Annotated in this window: 13 protein-coding genes; 6 read left to right on the forward strand and 7 right to left on the reverse strand. The window is 71.0% G+C overall.

Translation table 11 applies throughout. The features are described 5' to 3' along the window. Positions 1 to 95: 95 nt before the first annotated feature. The 4 genes from LHP98_RS00150 to LHP98_RS00165 are packed head-to-tail and all read right to left on the reverse strand — an operon-like array spanning position 96 to position 3,071. Positions 96 to 746 carry a uracil-DNA glycosylase gene (locus LHP98_RS00150; protein ID WP_227250477.1) on the reverse strand — a complete coding sequence of 217 codons (651 nt, stop codon included), beginning with the start codon at positions 744 to 746 and terminating at the stop codon, positions 96 to 98. A 56-nt stretch (positions 747 to 802) separates the two neighbouring features. After that, positions 803 to 1,423 carry a hypothetical protein gene (locus LHP98_RS00155; protein WP_227250478.1) on the reverse strand — a complete coding sequence of 207 codons (621 nt, stop codon included), beginning with the start codon at positions 1,421 to 1,423 and terminating at the stop codon, positions 803 to 805. Between the two features lie 50 nt (positions 1,424 to 1,473). Then, positions 1,474 to 2,487 (reverse strand): anthranilate phosphoribosyltransferase, encoded by a 1,014-nt coding sequence (trpD, locus tag LHP98_RS00160; protein WP_227250479.1) that lies wholly within the window; start codon positions 2,485 to 2,487, stop codon positions 1,474 to 1,476. Further along, entirely contained in the window at positions 2,484 to 3,071 is a 588-nt protein-coding gene (locus LHP98_RS00165) for an anthranilate synthase component II (RefSeq protein ID WP_227250480.1), read from the reverse strand. Before LHP98_RS00165 ends, trpD begins: the two co-directional genes overlap by 4 nt. Positions 3,072 to 3,255: 184 nt before the next feature. Here LHP98_RS00165 and LHP98_RS19585 point away from each other — a divergent pair, with 184 nt between their 5' ends. Then, positions 3,256 to 5,136, forward strand: coding sequence for a divergent polysaccharide deacetylase family protein (locus tag LHP98_RS19585; protein ID WP_227250481.1), 1,881 nt, complete (start codon positions 3,256 to 3,258; stop codon positions 5,134 to 5,136). A 278-nt stretch (positions 5,137 to 5,414) separates the two neighbouring features. On the opposite strand, the gene LHP98_RS00175 is transcribed toward LHP98_RS19585, so the two are convergent. Both LHP98_RS00175 and LHP98_RS00180 read right to left on the reverse strand, forming a co-directional pair. After that, positions 5,415 to 6,035 carry a thiamine phosphate synthase gene (locus tag LHP98_RS00175; RefSeq protein ID WP_227250482.1) on the reverse strand — a complete coding sequence of 207 codons (621 nt, stop codon included), beginning with the start codon at positions 6,033 to 6,035 and terminating at the stop codon, positions 5,415 to 5,417. Positions 6,036 to 6,082: 47 nt separating this feature from the next. Then, on the reverse strand, positions 6,083 to 6,430 hold the full coding sequence (locus LHP98_RS00180; RefSeq protein WP_227250483.1) for a TfoX/Sxy family protein: 348 nt from the start codon (positions 6,428 to 6,430) through the stop codon (positions 6,083 to 6,085). A 68-nt stretch (positions 6,431 to 6,498) separates the two neighbouring features. Between LHP98_RS00180 and LHP98_RS00185 the strand changes: the two genes are divergently transcribed. Then, a complete protein-coding gene (locus LHP98_RS00185; RefSeq protein WP_227250484.1) occupies positions 6,499 to 7,245 on the forward strand; it encodes an RNA methyltransferase in 747 nt (248 codons plus the stop codon). Positions 7,246 to 7,616: 371 nt separating this feature from the next. Then, positions 7,617 to 9,017: a UDP-N-acetylmuramoyl-L-alanine--D-glutamate ligase gene (murD, locus tag LHP98_RS00190; protein ID WP_227250485.1), complete on the forward strand. Its 1,401-nt coding sequence runs from the start codon at positions 7,617 to 7,619 to the stop codon at positions 9,015 to 9,017. A gap of 173 nt (positions 9,018 to 9,190) precedes the next feature. On the opposite strand, the gene LHP98_RS00195 is transcribed toward murD, so the two are convergent. After that, positions 9,191 to 10,126, reverse strand: a complete 936-nt coding sequence (locus tag LHP98_RS00195) for an L-lactate dehydrogenase (RefSeq protein ID WP_227250486.1) — start codon at positions 10,124 to 10,126, stop codon at positions 9,191 to 9,193. Positions 10,127 to 10,506: 380 nt separating this feature from the next. Here LHP98_RS00195 and LHP98_RS00200 point away from each other — a divergent pair, with 380 nt between their 5' ends. From LHP98_RS00200 to murC, 3 genes are read left to right on the forward strand one after another with little or no spacing between them, the layout of a single operon-like run. Continuing rightward, positions 10,507 to 11,670, forward strand: coding sequence for a putative peptidoglycan glycosyltransferase FtsW (locus LHP98_RS00200; RefSeq protein ID WP_227250487.1), 1,164 nt, complete (start codon positions 10,507 to 10,509; stop codon positions 11,668 to 11,670). Beyond that, a complete protein-coding gene (locus LHP98_RS00205) occupies positions 11,670 to 12,770 on the forward strand; it encodes a UDP-N-acetylglucosamine--N-acetylmuramyl-(pentapeptide) pyrophosphoryl-undecaprenol N-acetylglucosamine transferase (protein WP_227250488.1) in 1,101 nt (366 codons plus the stop codon). Before LHP98_RS00200 ends, LHP98_RS00205 begins: the two co-directional genes overlap by 1 nt. Then, a complete protein-coding gene (murC, locus tag LHP98_RS00210; protein ID WP_227250489.1) occupies positions 12,767 to 14,194 on the forward strand; it encodes a UDP-N-acetylmuramate--L-alanine ligase in 1,428 nt (475 codons plus the stop codon). Before LHP98_RS00205 ends, murC begins: the two co-directional genes overlap by 4 nt. Positions 14,195 to 14,278 lie beyond the last annotated feature (84 nt).

Below are 14,278 nucleotides of genomic sequence, written 5' to 3' on the forward strand. Positions count from 1 at the left end.
TTTCACACCCCCGGACCCCCGTGGAGTATTTCGCAAAGGGCAAGCCGGAAGGGGTTTGTTCCGAGGCTTAGCGAAGGACGGGGACGAAGGGAAGCCTAGAGAGACCAGTCGATGGGGGTGTCGCCCCGGGCGGCGAGCCAGCGGTTGATGGCGGTGAAGGGGCGCGAGCCGAGGAACCCCCGGTAGGCCGAGAGCGGCGAGGGGTGGGGGCTTTGCAGGAAAAGGTGGCCGTCGCGGGGAAGGCTTGCGCAGAGGTCTTGCGCGGGCTTGCCCCACAGCAGGAAAGCGCGAGGACCGTCTGCGGCGGTGGCCGTGAGGACTTGCGCCGCCAGGCTTTCCCAGCCCCAACCCTTGTGGCCGTTGGCGTTTCCGACCGGGACGGTGAGGGCGGTGTTGAGGAGGAGCACGCCCTGGTCGGCCCAGGCCGCGAGGTCGGCGTCGGGTTTGGGCTGGCCGGTGTCGGTGGCGACTTCCGCCAGGATGTTGCGCAGGCTGTCGCGCGGGGGCGTGCCGGGCGGGAAGCCGAAGGCGAGGCCTGTGGCGCGGTCGGGGGTGGGGTAGGGGTCCTGGCCGAGGATGACCACGCGCACGGAAGCGCGCGGGGTGAGGGCGAGGGCGCGGAAGATGGATTGCGGTTCGGGTTGCCAGGCGGGGGCGGTGGCGAGGCGGGTCCAGAGGGCGGGCCAGCTGTCGGTGAAGAACGGGAGCGAGGCCCAAGAGGCGGGCGGAGTGGGGGGCGGGGCCATGGGTCCGGTTGCGGTCTGCGCCAGCTTGCTGGAAGAGGGTGAGTGGGGGCTGGCTGTCATCCTGTCCTCTGATCGAAGGTCTCGGCGCGCGCCAGGTCTGCACGGGCAAGATTGGGCGCGACCGGGGCTGCGGACCACAGGATGTTGGGGTGGATGATTTCTTCTTTTTTCAAGCCCCACAGGCGCCACTGGTGCACCACGACCATGCGGTCTCCGACTAGAGCGGATGGGATCAGGTTCTGGCGAAGCCATCTGCGGTGGAGAAAGGTGCTGGGAAGGTGTTCAGCGAGTGCCCGGTTCTCCGGAGCATCCTTGAACTTGCGCGACCGATAGGCGACCGCATTGACCAGAGCGAGGCGACCGCTGGCGATCAGGGGGGCGTAGTTCGCGGCGGCATAGTACGGCGACACGTCCCCTGGCTGGACGGGCCGAGGGTCGTGCAGCCGGTCGAGGTAGCGCTGGATTGAGGCTTGGTCCGGGAATTCGACCGCCATGAGGGCAGGGTCGTAACCCCCATGGGCCATCAGCAGGATGACCGGTGCCCGGTCCACGTCGCCGACATAGGCCGGCGGCGGAAAGTCGAGATGAAAGCTGTGGTCTGTGTTTGCGAACACCGGCGCGTCGTCGGGGTGGACCGGGCCGGTCAGGCGGCGCCAGTGATCCACAAGAAGGCTCATGCGGTCCTCCGTCGTGCAGTGCGGGGCTGGCAGGGGGGAGATGCCCGACCTCAGCCGCTGGTGATGCGCGCCACCGCCGCAAGGCGGGCCTTGGCGGCGCCGCTGTCCAGGCTGGCGCGGGCCATCTCGACGCCTTGCTTCAGGTCGGCGGCCTTTTCGGCCACCACCAGGGCGGCGGCGGCGTTCAAGAGCACGGCGTCGCGGTAGGCGCCGGGGGCGCCGTCGAGGAGGGCGCGGAAGGCGATGGCGTTTTCCGCCGGCGTGCCGCCCAGCACCTTTTCGAACGGGTGGTAGGGCAGGCCGGCATCCTCGGGGTGCAGGGTGAATTCGCGGATCGCCGCGTGTTCCACGGCAGCCACCCTGGTCGGCGCGGCGATCGAGATTTCGTCGGTGCCGTCGCCGCCATGCACCAGCCAGGCCTTGACCGTGCCCAGCTTGAGCAGGGTTTCCGCCATCGGCCGGATCAGCGCGTCGGAAAACGCGCCGGTCAGCTGGCGTTTCACCCCGGCGGGGTTGGTCAGGGGCCCGAGGATGTTGAAGATCGTCCGGGTGCCCAGTTCGGCGCGCACCGGGCCGACGTGGCGCATCGCCGGGTGGTGCATCGGCGCCATCATGAAGCCGATGCCGGCCTCGGCCAGGCAGCGCTCCACCACCTCGGGGCCGACCATGACGTTGACGCCCATCTCGGTCAGCGCATCGGCCGCGCCGGATTTCGACGACAGGTTGCGGTTGCCATGCTTGGCGACCACGACGCCGCAGCCTGCCACCACGAAGGCTGTGGCGGTCGAGATGTTCAGCGTGCCCTTGCCGTCGCCACCGGTGCCGACGATGTCCATCGCGCCCTCGGGTGCCTGCACCCGGTGGCATTTCGACCGCATCACCGATGCCGCGGCGGCGTATTCGTCCACCGTCTCGCCGCGGGTGCGCAGCGCCATCAGAAAGCCGCCCATCTGCGCCGGGGTGGCGGCGCCATCGAACAGGGTCTCGAAGGCGGCCTCGGCCTCGGCCGGGGTCAGCGGGCGCGTGGCGGCAATGCCGATCAGGGGTTTCAGCACCTCGCTCATGCCGTCACCTTCACGCCGGCGTCTTCCAGGAAATTCCGCAGCATCTGGTGGCCGTGTTCGCTGGCGATGGATTCGGGGTGGAACTGCACGCCCTCGATCGGCTTTTCGCGGTGGCGCAAGCCCATGATGGTGCCGTCTTCCAGCCAGGCCGTCACCTCCAGGCAGTCCGGCAGCGAGGCGCGCTCGACGATCAGCGAATGGTAGCGGGTGGCCTGGAACGGTGAGGGCAGGCCACGGAACATGGCCTTTCCCTGGTGATGGATGCTGCCCATCTTGCCATGCACGATCTCGTGGCAGCGCACCACCTTGCCGCCGAACGCCTCGCCGATGGTCTGATGGCCCAGGCAGACGCCCAAGAGCGGCAGGTTGGCGGCGGCGGCGGCCTTGGTCAGCGGAATGCAGATGCCGGCCTGTGCCGGATCGCAAGGCCCGGGCGACAGAACGATGGCCTGCGGACCCATCGCCAGCGCCTCCTGCACCTCCAGCGCGTCATTGCGGCGAACCACCACGTCGGCCCCCAGTTCCCCGAAATAATGCACCAGATTCCAGGTGAAGCTGTCGTAATTGTCGATCAGAAGCAGCATCTCGCTTGGGTCCGTGGGAAAGTGGGTGAAGGCGAAGAAAGGTCGCGCTATACATGGTCAGGTCGAACGACCGAGGTCAAGGGCAAGGCCCTGCGATCCGGGTGTCAGATCAGGCGGGATCAACCCGCCGGACCCGGGTCCGCGGGACTGTGTCGGGCAGCGTGAGGCAAGGACGGAGGCGGACGTGATCGGCAGGTTCCTTCTGGGCGCGGGGCTTGGTGGCCTTGTGGGCACCGGTCTGTTGGCGCTTGCGTCGCTGACCACGCCGCTGCAAAGCCCGCTGCCCAAGCCGGCAGCGGCGGTGCCCGAGGTAGCCACACTGATGCCCCCCGAGGCCCCTGCGGCAACACCGGAGGCGCCGGCCTCCGGCGACAGCGCCGAGGCCCGGCCCGAACCGGTCGCAGAACCTGCCGTGGAACCGGCCGCAAGTGCGACCCTTGAAGCGATTGAAGACGCGCCCGCCGCGGCGGGCGACGAACTGGCCTCCGCCGCCGACACCGCGCCCGAGACTGCGCCCGAGACTGCGCCCGAGGCGGACCCGGCCGCCGCGCCGTCCAAGCCGGCGATGTCCGCGCCCGAACCCCAACCCACCCCCGAACCCGCCGCCGAACTCACCCCGGAACCCGCTCCTGCGGCGGTGACCGAGACGGCGCCCGCCGCTGAAACCGCGCCACCGGCGGCGCCCGACGTTCCGGTTGCCGAAGGTGCCGCCGCCGCGCCGGCGGCCACGGCTGCTCTGGATGCGGTGCCGGCGGCGCCCGAGACGCTGGCTGTTCCGGGCGCCGAGGTGGTGCCCTCCGCGCCGGAAACCCCCGCAGCCGCGCCCGATCTTGCCGGGGCCGAGGCACCCGAGGCGCCGACCGCACCGCTGCCGCTGACCGACACGCCCGCCACCGTGCCGCAGACCGCAGACACCGCAGACGCCGCACGGGCCGCCACGGCGCCCGCCGCCCCGGCCGCACCGCAGGCCGAGATGGCGCCGCCGGCCCCTGACCTGCCGGCTCCGCCGCCGCTGACGCCCGAGGAAGAGGCGCTGCTGGCCGACGCGGTCCCCGAGGCCGCGGGTCAGCCGCCCCAGGCGCTGCCCGAGGCCGGGGCCGGGGTCGCCCCGGAAGCCAGCGGCGAGGCCGGTCCCGTTCCGCCGGACGGGTCCGTGGCGGCGCCGGCGGCAGAGGCGACCCAGCCGGCGCTGCCCGAGGTGACGCCGCTGCCGGGCGAAGGCGTGGTCGACGACGACGCGTCGCGCCGCATCGCGGTGGGCGACGACGGGCAAAGCACGCTGCCCTCGGCGCCTTCGCTGGGTGGCAGCGACGGCGTCGCCACCGACCGGTTGCCGCGGATCGGCGATGCCCCGGCCCCCGCTAGCGAGGCGGCAGCAGAGCCGGATCAGGATGCGCCGGTGGTGGCCTTCGCGCGGCCCTTTGAAAACCCGGCCGGCAAGCCGGCGCTGGCGCTGATCCTGATCGACAGCGGCGAGCCGGGGCTGGACCGGGCGGCGCTGGCGGCGCTGCCCTTCCCGGTGACCTTCGCGCTGGACCCGATGGCCGAAGGTGCGGCCGCGCGCGCCGCGGTCTATCGCGCGGCGGGGCAAGAGGTGGTGATGCTGGCCACCGCGCTGCCCAAGGGGGCGGCGGCGGCGGATGTCGAGCAGGCGTTCCAGGTGATGGCCCAGAACCTGCCCGAGGCCGTGGCGGTGATGGACCTGCCCGAGCGCAGTTTCCAGGGCGACCGGCTGCTGGCCAGTGCCGTGGTGCCGGTGGTGGGGGCGCAGGGGCGCGGGCTGGTGACCTGGGACGAGGGGCTGAACGCCGCCGACCAGGTGGCCCGGCGCGAGGACGTGCCGGCCGCCGTGGTGTTCCGCAGCCTCGATGCCGAATCCGAGGCGACGCCGGTGATCCGCCGCTATCTCGACCGGGCGGCGTTCAAGGCCGCACAAGAGGGCCGGGTGGCGGTGGTCGGGCATACCCGTCCCGAAACCGTGGCGGCCCTTCTGGAATGGACGGTCGAAGGCCGCGCCGCGACGGTGGCCCTGGCCCCGGTGACGGCGGTGCTCTCGACCGACTGACCGACTGACCGGACTGTCCGGACAGACCGCGAACCGGTAGCCCCCGGGGCTGGCTGTCCCAGGGCTGGCTGTCGCGTGACTGGCTGGCATCTGGCTCGCGTCCGGTCGGCCATCCTTGCGGCTGCGCGGGCGATCTGCCGCCCGTCCTTTCGTGGCGCTGAGCTGGCGTCCCGGCAGACCAGGCGTTTGCAGGGGCAGTCAAGCCAACCGCGGCGGGCGCAGAGATGGCCGCGCGAAGTCGCGCCTTGCCAGCCGCGCCGCCGCGGCCATCTGGGCGGTCAGCCCAGCGGGGCCAGCAAGGCCCTCAGCGCCGCCACCGGATCTTCGGCGGACCATATTTCTTCGCCGATTCCAAAGAAATCGGTCACCGGCCCGAAGGCCGCAACCAGTTCGGCCGTCAGCCCGCCTTCGGCGATGACCGGCACCTCGATCATCTCGGACCACCACTGGAAAAGATCGTGCCCGGCCTGTTCGCCCTGGCCCAGTCCGCTGGCGCCGACCGGCCCGAAGGCGACGTAGTCCGCCCCCGCGTCGCCGGCCGAAATCCCTTCGTGCCGGGTGGTGCCGCAGAAGGCGCCGATGATCGCATCGGCGCCCAGATCCTTGCGCGCGGCCCGGACCGAGCGCGCGCCGTCGGTCAGGTGCACCCCGTCCAGCCCATGCCGCTCGGCCAGCAAGAGGTGGGTCTCGATCACCACCGCCACGTCGCGGGCATGCGCCACCTCGCGGCAGGCATCGGCCGCGCGGCCCAGCGTGTCGGCATCCCGGGTGGCCAGCGCCAGCCGCAGGCAGGCGATCTCGACCGCGTCCATCACCCGGGCAAGCCGGTCGGGAAAGGTGTCAAGGTCCAGCGCGGGCGGCGTGATCAGGGTGATCTGCGGGCGGTCGGCTTCGGCCATGGGCTGCGGCTCCGGGAGCGGGTTTGGGAACGGGTTTTGCGCCCGTCCTAGCAGCCTTTCCGCGGCTTGGCCACCTTGGGCGGCAGCGCCTGCACGGCGTGCAGGGCCAGCGCCAGCAGCGCCGCACGGCGGGCGTCGTCGGCCGCCCCGGGCGGCAGCGCCACCATCCCCGCCATCGGCCGCACGCCCATCATCGGCGCAAAGACTCCGGGCAATGCCAGCGCCGCGGCCCGGTCGGCCCTGGCCACCCGGTACAAGAGGCCGCCGCGATGCACGCCGGCCAGCATGTGCCCCGCGGACAGGAAAGCCAGCCCGCCGAACATCGGCTGCTCGGTCACCGCCTTGCCGGCAAGGTCGCGCCGCAGCAGGTCTGCCAGCGCCGGATCGAAAGCCATGGCGCTCTCCTTGTCCGCCGCGCCCGGGCAGTCTATCACCCGGCCCGGCGCTTACCAAAGGGGAAGCCATGATCGACCCGGTCTTCATCCTGGTCCGGCCGCAGCTGGGCGAGAACATCGGCGGGGCGGCGCGGGCGATGCTGAACTTCGGCCTCGACCGGATGCGCCTGGTCGATCCGCGTGACGGCTGGCCCAACCCCAGGGCCGCCGCCATGGCCAGCGGCGCCGGCCAGGTGCTGGACCGCGCGGGCCTCTTTGCCGACGTCGCCGGCGCGGTGGCCGACTGCGACTTCGTCTTCGCCACCACCGCGCGCGGCCGCGAGATGGTGAAAGAGATCGTCACCCCCGAACGCGCCATGGCGATGACCCGCGCCCTGGTGGCCGAGGGCCGCAAGGTCGGCTTTCTGTTCGGCCCCGAGCGCGCCGGGCTGGAGAACGAGGATCTCGTCCATGCCAACGCCCTGGTCACCGTGCCGGTGAACCCGCAGTTCTATTCCCTGAACCTGGCGCAATGCGTGCTGCTGCTGGCCTATGAGTGGCGTCGGCAGGGGGTCGAGGTTCCGGCCTCGGTGATGGACCTGGCGCGCACCGAGATGGCGAACCGGACCGAGGTCAAACGGCTTGGCGACCATTTCGAGGATCGGCTGGAGGCGGCCGGCTTCTTCTTCCCGCCCGACAAGGCACCGGGCATGAAGCTGAACCTGCGCAACATGTGGGGACGGCTGGGGCTGACCCGGGCCGAGGTGCAGACCCTGCACGGCATGCTGCGCCAGATCGCCTGGAAGCTGAAGCGGCAGGACGAAGACGAGCGCTGATCCAGCGGAGCGCCCGCAAGCGGGCGCAAGTCACCGGCCTCGTCGTCGCCTATCAGGCTCCTCCTCGAAGCGGGGGGCGCTGCCCCCGTCTTCGCGTGCCGCGAAGACTCCCCCGGGGTATTTGGACCAAGATGAAGACCTTGCCGCTTCATCTTGGCTTAAATACCCCCGCCGGAGGCATACCCGGCTGATGCCGGGAGCCCCGCCCCAGCAGAAGCGTCGCGGTGCGGCGGGGCGGCCGAGCCGGTTGCGCGCTTGCGCGCAGAGGCGAGAGGAAAGGCGTGCGGCCGCGCTTGCGGCCGCTCCGGTCTTTCCCTTTTCCGCGCGCTCGCCTATCCCTGTGCCGAAGTCTGGACAGAAAAGGGCGCGGCATGATCCCGGTCGTCGGCTATCAGGGACAGAAGGTGGCCGTGCTGGGTCTTGGCCGCTCGGGCCTGGCCACGGCGCGCGCGCTGGTTGCCGGGGGGGCGGTGCCGCTGTTGTGGGACGACAGCCCAGAGGCCCGCGCCGCGGCCGAGGCCGAGGGTTTCGCGTTGACCGACCTCAGTCGCAGCGCGGCGCTTGAGGGCGTCGCCGCGCTGGTCACCAGCCCCGGCATCCCGCATCTCTACCCCGCACCGCACCGCGTGATCGCCCGCGCACTGGAGCTGGGGGTGCCGGTCGACAACGACATCGGCCTGTTCTTCCGCAGTTGGGCCACCTCCGACTGGGACAGCTTCGAGCAGACCCCGCGCGCCGTCACCGTCACCGGCTCGAACGGCAAGTCCACCACCACGGCCTTGATCCACCACATCCTGCAGGTTGCCGGTCGCCCGACCCAGATGGCCGGCAATATCGGCAAGGGGGTGCTGTCGATCGATCCCGCGCAGGACGGCGAGGTGGTGGTCTTGGAACTCAGCAGCTACCAGACCGAGCTTGCCCGCGCGCTGACCCCCGATGTCGCCGTCTTCACCAACCTCTCGCCCGACCACCTGGATCGCCACGCCGGCATGGGCGGCTATTTCGCCGCCAAGCGCAGGTTGTTCGCCGAGGGCGGGCCGGACCGCTGCGTGGTGGGCGTGGACGAGGTCGAGGGCCGGTTCCTGGCCAACCAGATGGGGCAGGGGCCGGGCGATGATCGGGTGATCCGCATCTCCTCGGGGCAAAAGCTGGAAGGCTTCGGCTGGGCCGTCTTCGCCCGCAAGGGGTTTCTCTCGGAATGGCGCAAGGGCCGCCAGGCGGCCAGCATCGACCTGCGCGAGGTGAAGGGTCTGCCCGGTGCCCACAACCACCAGAACGCCTGCGCGGCCTATGCCGCCTGCCGGTCCCTGGGCCTGGCACCGAAACTGATCGAGCAGGCCTTGCGGTCCTTTGCCGGCCTGCCCCACCGCAGCCAGCTGGTCGCCGAGCGGGGCGGCGTGCGCTTCGTAAACGACAGCAAGGCGACCAATGTCGACAGTGCCGCCAAGGCGCTGCAGGCCTTCCCGCGCATCCGCTGGATCGCCGGCGGCCTGGGCAAGGACGGCGGCATCGCCGCGCTGGCGCCGCACCTCGTCTCGGTGGTGAAGGCCTATCTCATCGGCCACTCCGCCCGAGACTTCGCGCTGCAAGTCGGCGAGACTCCGCACGAAATCTGCGAGACGATGGAGCGCGCCGTGGTCCGGGCCGCCGAGGAAGCGCAGCCGGGCGAGGTGGTCCTCCTGGCCCCTGCCGCGGCCAGCTTCGACCAGTATCCGAACTTCGAGAAACGCGGCGAGGACTTCGCCGCCCGCGTCAAGGCCCTGATCGGCTGACCCGGCCGCCAGCGCAAGAGCCCGCGTGCCGCGGGCTGCCCCCTCGGCCCGGCTCCCGCCCACCCACCCCGCCGGCCCGAGGGGGCGGGCCTGCCTGCCGGCTTGCCTTTCCCGGAAGTACCCCCCCGGGGGTTCGGGGGCAGGATGCCCCCGGCGACGGCCACCGCCCGGGCTTACGGCAGGGCGTCCTGGGTGTCCTTCAGTAACCGGGCCGAGCGGTTCAGCGCCTCGGTCTCCTTGGCATCCAGCTCCGGCATCAGGTCGGCCGTGACGCCTGCCCGGCCGACAACCCGCGGGATCGACAGCGCCACCTCGCGCACCCCGGTCACCACCCCGGTCCGGATCGACACCGACAGGACGGCGGCTTCGTCGCGCAGCACCGCGCGGGTGATCCGCATCAGCCCCGCGCCGATCCCGTAGTTCGTCGCCCCCTTGCCGGCGATGATGCGATAGGCCGCCCGGCGCACGCCGTCGTCGATCTCGGCCCGCACCGCATCGGTGATCGCCGCGCCGACCTGGGCGGCGAAGTCGCGGATGCCCAGCGACCCGGCCCGCGCGGTCGACCAGGCCAGCACCTCGCTGTCGCCGTGCTCGCCCAGCACATAGGCATGCACCGATTGCGGCGACACCCCCAGATGGCGGCCCAGCAGGCTGCGGAAGCGGGCGGTGTCCAGGATCGTGCCCGAGCCGATCACCCGCCCCGGCGGCAGGCCGGACAGCCGGGTGGTGATCTCGGTCATCACGTCCACCGGGTTGGTGGCGACCAGCAACACCGCCTGCGGCGCCACCCGGCGCACCTCGCCCACCACGCCGGCGAAGACGGCCGCATTGCGGGCCAGCAGCGCCAGTCGCGTCTCGCCCGGCTTCTGGCCCACCCCCGCCGCGATGATGACCACCTCGGCGCCCGCCAGCTTGTCGTAGTCCCCGGCTTCGACCTGGGTCGCCCCCGCAAAGGGCACCGCATGGGCGATGTCCTCGGCCTGGGCCTGGGCCAACGCCGGCAGGTGATCGACCAGCACGATGCGCCCGGCGATGCCCGAAAGCGCAATCGCATAGGCCGCGGCCGAGCCGACCAGCCCCACCCCAACGATCCCGACCGTCGCCGCCATGCCACGTCTCCCTTTATGCTGCATCTGCAACATCGCATGTCCCGGGGCCGTGCGAAAGGCCCGGGCACAGACCAACCGTCCAGGGCAAGGCGCTCCGCGCGGGGGGTATTTGCGCCGAGATGAAACGGCATGGGCTTCATCTTGGCCCAAATACCCCGGGGGAGTCTTCGCGGCACGCGAAGACGGGGGCAGCGCCCCCCGTCCGAGTTGGAGCCTGAAAGGCGACGACGAGACAAGCGACCTGCGGCGCCGATGCGCCGCTCCGCCGGATCACCACCCGGATTCGCGCTTTCCACGTCGACCGAATGCCGCTAAACTTCGCGCCACGGACCCGGGGGACACATCCGGGCCAGAGGCAGACATTCGAGGCGGTGCTTTCCATGACTGAGATGGTCTATGGCTCTTCTCCGGCCGCGGTACGCGAGCCGGTGTTGCCGCGCTGGTGGCGCACCATCGACAAATGGTCGATGACGTCGGTCTTCGTGCTGTTCGGCATCGGCCTTCTCCTCGGCCTCGCCGCCTCGGTTCCGCTGGCCAGCCGCAACGGGCTGGAGCCGTTCTTCTATGTCCAGAAACAGGCGATCTTCGGCGGCCTCGGCCTGGCCGCAATGCTGGCCGTATCGATGCTCTCGCCCGCCCATGTCCGCCGCCTCGGCATCCTCGGCTTCATCGGCGCCTTCGTGCTGGTCGCGCTGCTGCCACTGATCGGCCAGGACCACGGCAAGGGCGCCGTGCGCTGGCTGTCGCTGGGCGGCTTCTCGCTGCAACCCTCGGAATTCCTGAAACCCGGCTTCGTCATCGTCACCGCCTGGCTGATCGCCGCCGCGCAAGACCTGAACGGACCGCCCGGGCGGCTGATCTCGTTCGGCCTGCTGGCGGCGGTCGTCGGCTTCCTCGCGCTGCAGCCCGACTTCGGCCAGTCCGCCCTGGTGGTCTTCGCCTGGGGCGTGATCTATTTCGTCGGCGGCGCCTCGATCCTGCTCATTGCCGGCATCGCCGGCCTGGTCGGGGCCGCGGGGGTCCTGGCCTATGGCGCCTCGGACCACTTCGCCCGCCGGATCGACGGCTTCCTGTCCCCCGACGTCGACCCCCGCACCCAGCTTGGCTATGCCACCAATGCCATCCAGGAAGGCGGCTTCTTCGGCGTCGGCGTCGGCGAGGGCCAGGTGAAATGGTCGCTGCCCGATGCCCATACCGACTTCATCATCGCGGTGGCGGCCGAGGAATACGGGCTGATCCTCGTCCTGCTCATCCTTGGCCTCTTCGGCGTCATCGTCGTGCGCTCGCTGATCCGCCTGCGCGAGGAACGCGACCCCTTCGCCCGTCTGGCCGGGGCCGGTCTGGCCTGCATCTTCGGCGTGCAGGCGATGATCAACATGGGCGTCGCGGTGCGCTTGCTGCCAGCCAAGGGCATGACGCTGCCCTTCGTCTCCTACGGCGGCTCGTCGCTGATCGCGGCGGGGCTGACCGTCGGCATGCTGCTGGCGCTGACCCGCACCCGTCCACGCGACCGCATGGCGGACCTGTTCGGAAAGCGCCGGTGATGCCCGGCCCCGGCCCGCTCCTGCTGATCGCCGCCGGCGGCACCGGTGGGCACATGTTCCCGGCCCAGGCCTTGGCCGAGGCGATGCTGGCCCGCGGCTGGCGGGTGAAGCTCTCGACGGACGACCGCGGCGCACGCTACGCCGGCGGCTTCCCGCCGGCGGTGCAGATCGAGACCGCGGCCTCGGCCACCTTCGCCCGCGGCGGGGTGGCGGCGAAACTCGCGGTGCCGTTCCGCATCGCGGGCGGTGTCATCGGGGCAGCGCTGGCCATGCTGCGCGACCGGCCCGCCGTTGTGGTGGGCTTTGGCGGCTATCCGACCATTCCGGCGCTCTCGGCGGCCACCCTGCTGCGGCGGCCGCGGATGATCCATGAACAGAACGGCATTCTCGGCCGGGTCAACCAGGTCTTCGCGCGGCGGGTCGACCGCATCGCCTGCGGTACCTGGCCGACCGCCCTGCCGGACGGGGTCCAGGGCATCCCCACCGGCAACCCGGTCCGCGCCGCCGTGCGCGAACGGGCCGCGGCCCCCTACATCCCGCCGGGCGACTATCCGATGTCGGTGGTGGTGATCGGCGGCAGCCAGGGCGCGCGCATCCTGTCGGAGATTGTGCCCGCCGCCTTTGCCCTGCTGCCCGAAGCCTTGCGCGACAACCTGCGCGTGGCGCACCAGGCCCGCGACGAAGACGCCGAACGTGCCGCCGCTGCCTATGATGCCGCCGGCATCCGGGCCGAGATCGCGCCCTTCTTCGGCGACATTCCCCGCCGCCTGTCCGAAGCGCAGCTGGTGGTCTCGCGCTCGGGCGCCTCGTCGGTGGCCGACATTTCGGTGATCGGCCGCCCGTCCATCCTGGTGCCCTATGCCGCCGCCACCGGCGACCACCAGACCGCCAACGCCCGCGGCCTGGTGCAGGCCGGCGCCGCGATCCTGATCCCCGAAAACGCGCTTGACGCCCCGACGCTGGCACGCCAAATCGCCACCGTCCTGGAACACCCCGAGGCGGCCGAGACCATGGCACAGAACGCGCTTGCGCAAAGCCGCCCGGACGCCACCGAGCGCCTCGTCGCCCTTGTTGAAGAGTTGGCCGGAGAAACCCGATGAATGCCGCCGCCACCAAGCTGCCCCTGGAACTGGGCCCCATCCACTTCGTCGGCATCGGCGGCATCGGCATGTCGGGCATCGCCGAGGTGCTGATCACCCTTGGCTACCGGGTGCAGGGCTCGGACGCGAAAGCCTCGAAGATCACCGACCGGCTGGTGCGCCTGGGCGCCACCTTCTTCGAAGGGCAAAGGGCCGAGAACATCGGCGAGGCGGCGGTGGTGGTGATCTCGTCCGCGATCAAGAAGGGCAACCCCGAGCTTGAGGAAGCCCGCCGCAAGAAGCTGCCGGTGGTGCGCCGGGCCGAGATGCTGGCCGAACTGATGCGGCTGCGCTCGAACATCGCCGTGGCCGGCACCCATGGCAAGACCACCACCACGACCATGGTGGCGACGCTGCTGGACAAGGGCGGGTTTGATCCGACCGTGATCAACGGCGGCGTGATCCATGCCTATGGCAGCAACGCCCGCGCCGGCGCCGGCGAATGGATGGTGGTCGAGGCCGACGAAAGCGACGGCAGCTTCAACCGCCTGCCCGCCACCATCGCCATCGTCACCAACATCGACCCCGAGCACATGGAGCACTGGGGCACCATCGAGAATCTCCGCAAGGGCTTCTTCGACTTCGTCTCGAACATCCCGTTCTACGGCCTTGCCGTCTGCTGCACCGACCACCCCGAGGTGCAGGCCCTCGTCGGCCGCATCACCGACCGCCGGGTGGTGACCTTCGGCTTCAACGCCCAGGCCGACGTGCGGGCGGTGAACCTGACCTATGACGGCAGCACCTCGAAGTTCGACATCCTGTTGCAGAACGAAGGGCCGGACGTGCGGATCGAGGGCTGCAGCCTGCCGATGCCAGGCAACCACAACATCTCGAACGCGCTGGCCGCGGTGGCGGTGGCGCGCCACCTGGGCATGAAGAAGGACGAGATCCGCGAGGCCCTGGCCGGCTTTGCCGGGGTCAACCGGCGCTTCACCAAGGTGGCCGAGGTAAACGGCGTCACCATCATCGACGACTACGGCCACCACCCGGTCGAGATCGCCGCCGTGCTGAAGGCCGCCCGACAAGCCGTCTCGGGCACGCCGGCTGCGCGGGTGATCGCGGTGCACCAGCCGCACCGCTACAGTCGCCTCTCCAGCCTGTTCGACGACTTCTGCACCTGCTTCAACGAAGCCGACGTGGTGGCCATCGCCGAGGTTTACGCCGCCGGCGAAGACCCCATCCCCGGCGCCAGCCGCGACGATCTGGTCGCCGGCCTGATCGCCCACGGCCACCGCCACGCGCGGGCCTGCCTCGACGAGGCCGACCTCGCGCGCCTTTTCCGCGAACAGGCCAGGCCGGGCGACATCTTCGTCTGCCTCGGTGCCGGCACCATCAGCGCCTGGGCCAATGCGCTGCCCGCCAAGCTGATCGGGCAGGCCGCCTGATGCGCCGGCCAGGCGATTTCCGAAGCCGGAAATCGTGCACGGAATTCGAAGCCGAATTCCGTGCCCCGGCCCGGTCGGAGCACC

This window comes from Rhodobacter sp. Har01 (genome assembly GCF_020564565.1).
In the GTDB taxonomy this organism is placed as follows: Bacteria; Pseudomonadota; Alphaproteobacteria; order Rhodobacterales; family Rhodobacteraceae; genus Pseudogemmobacter.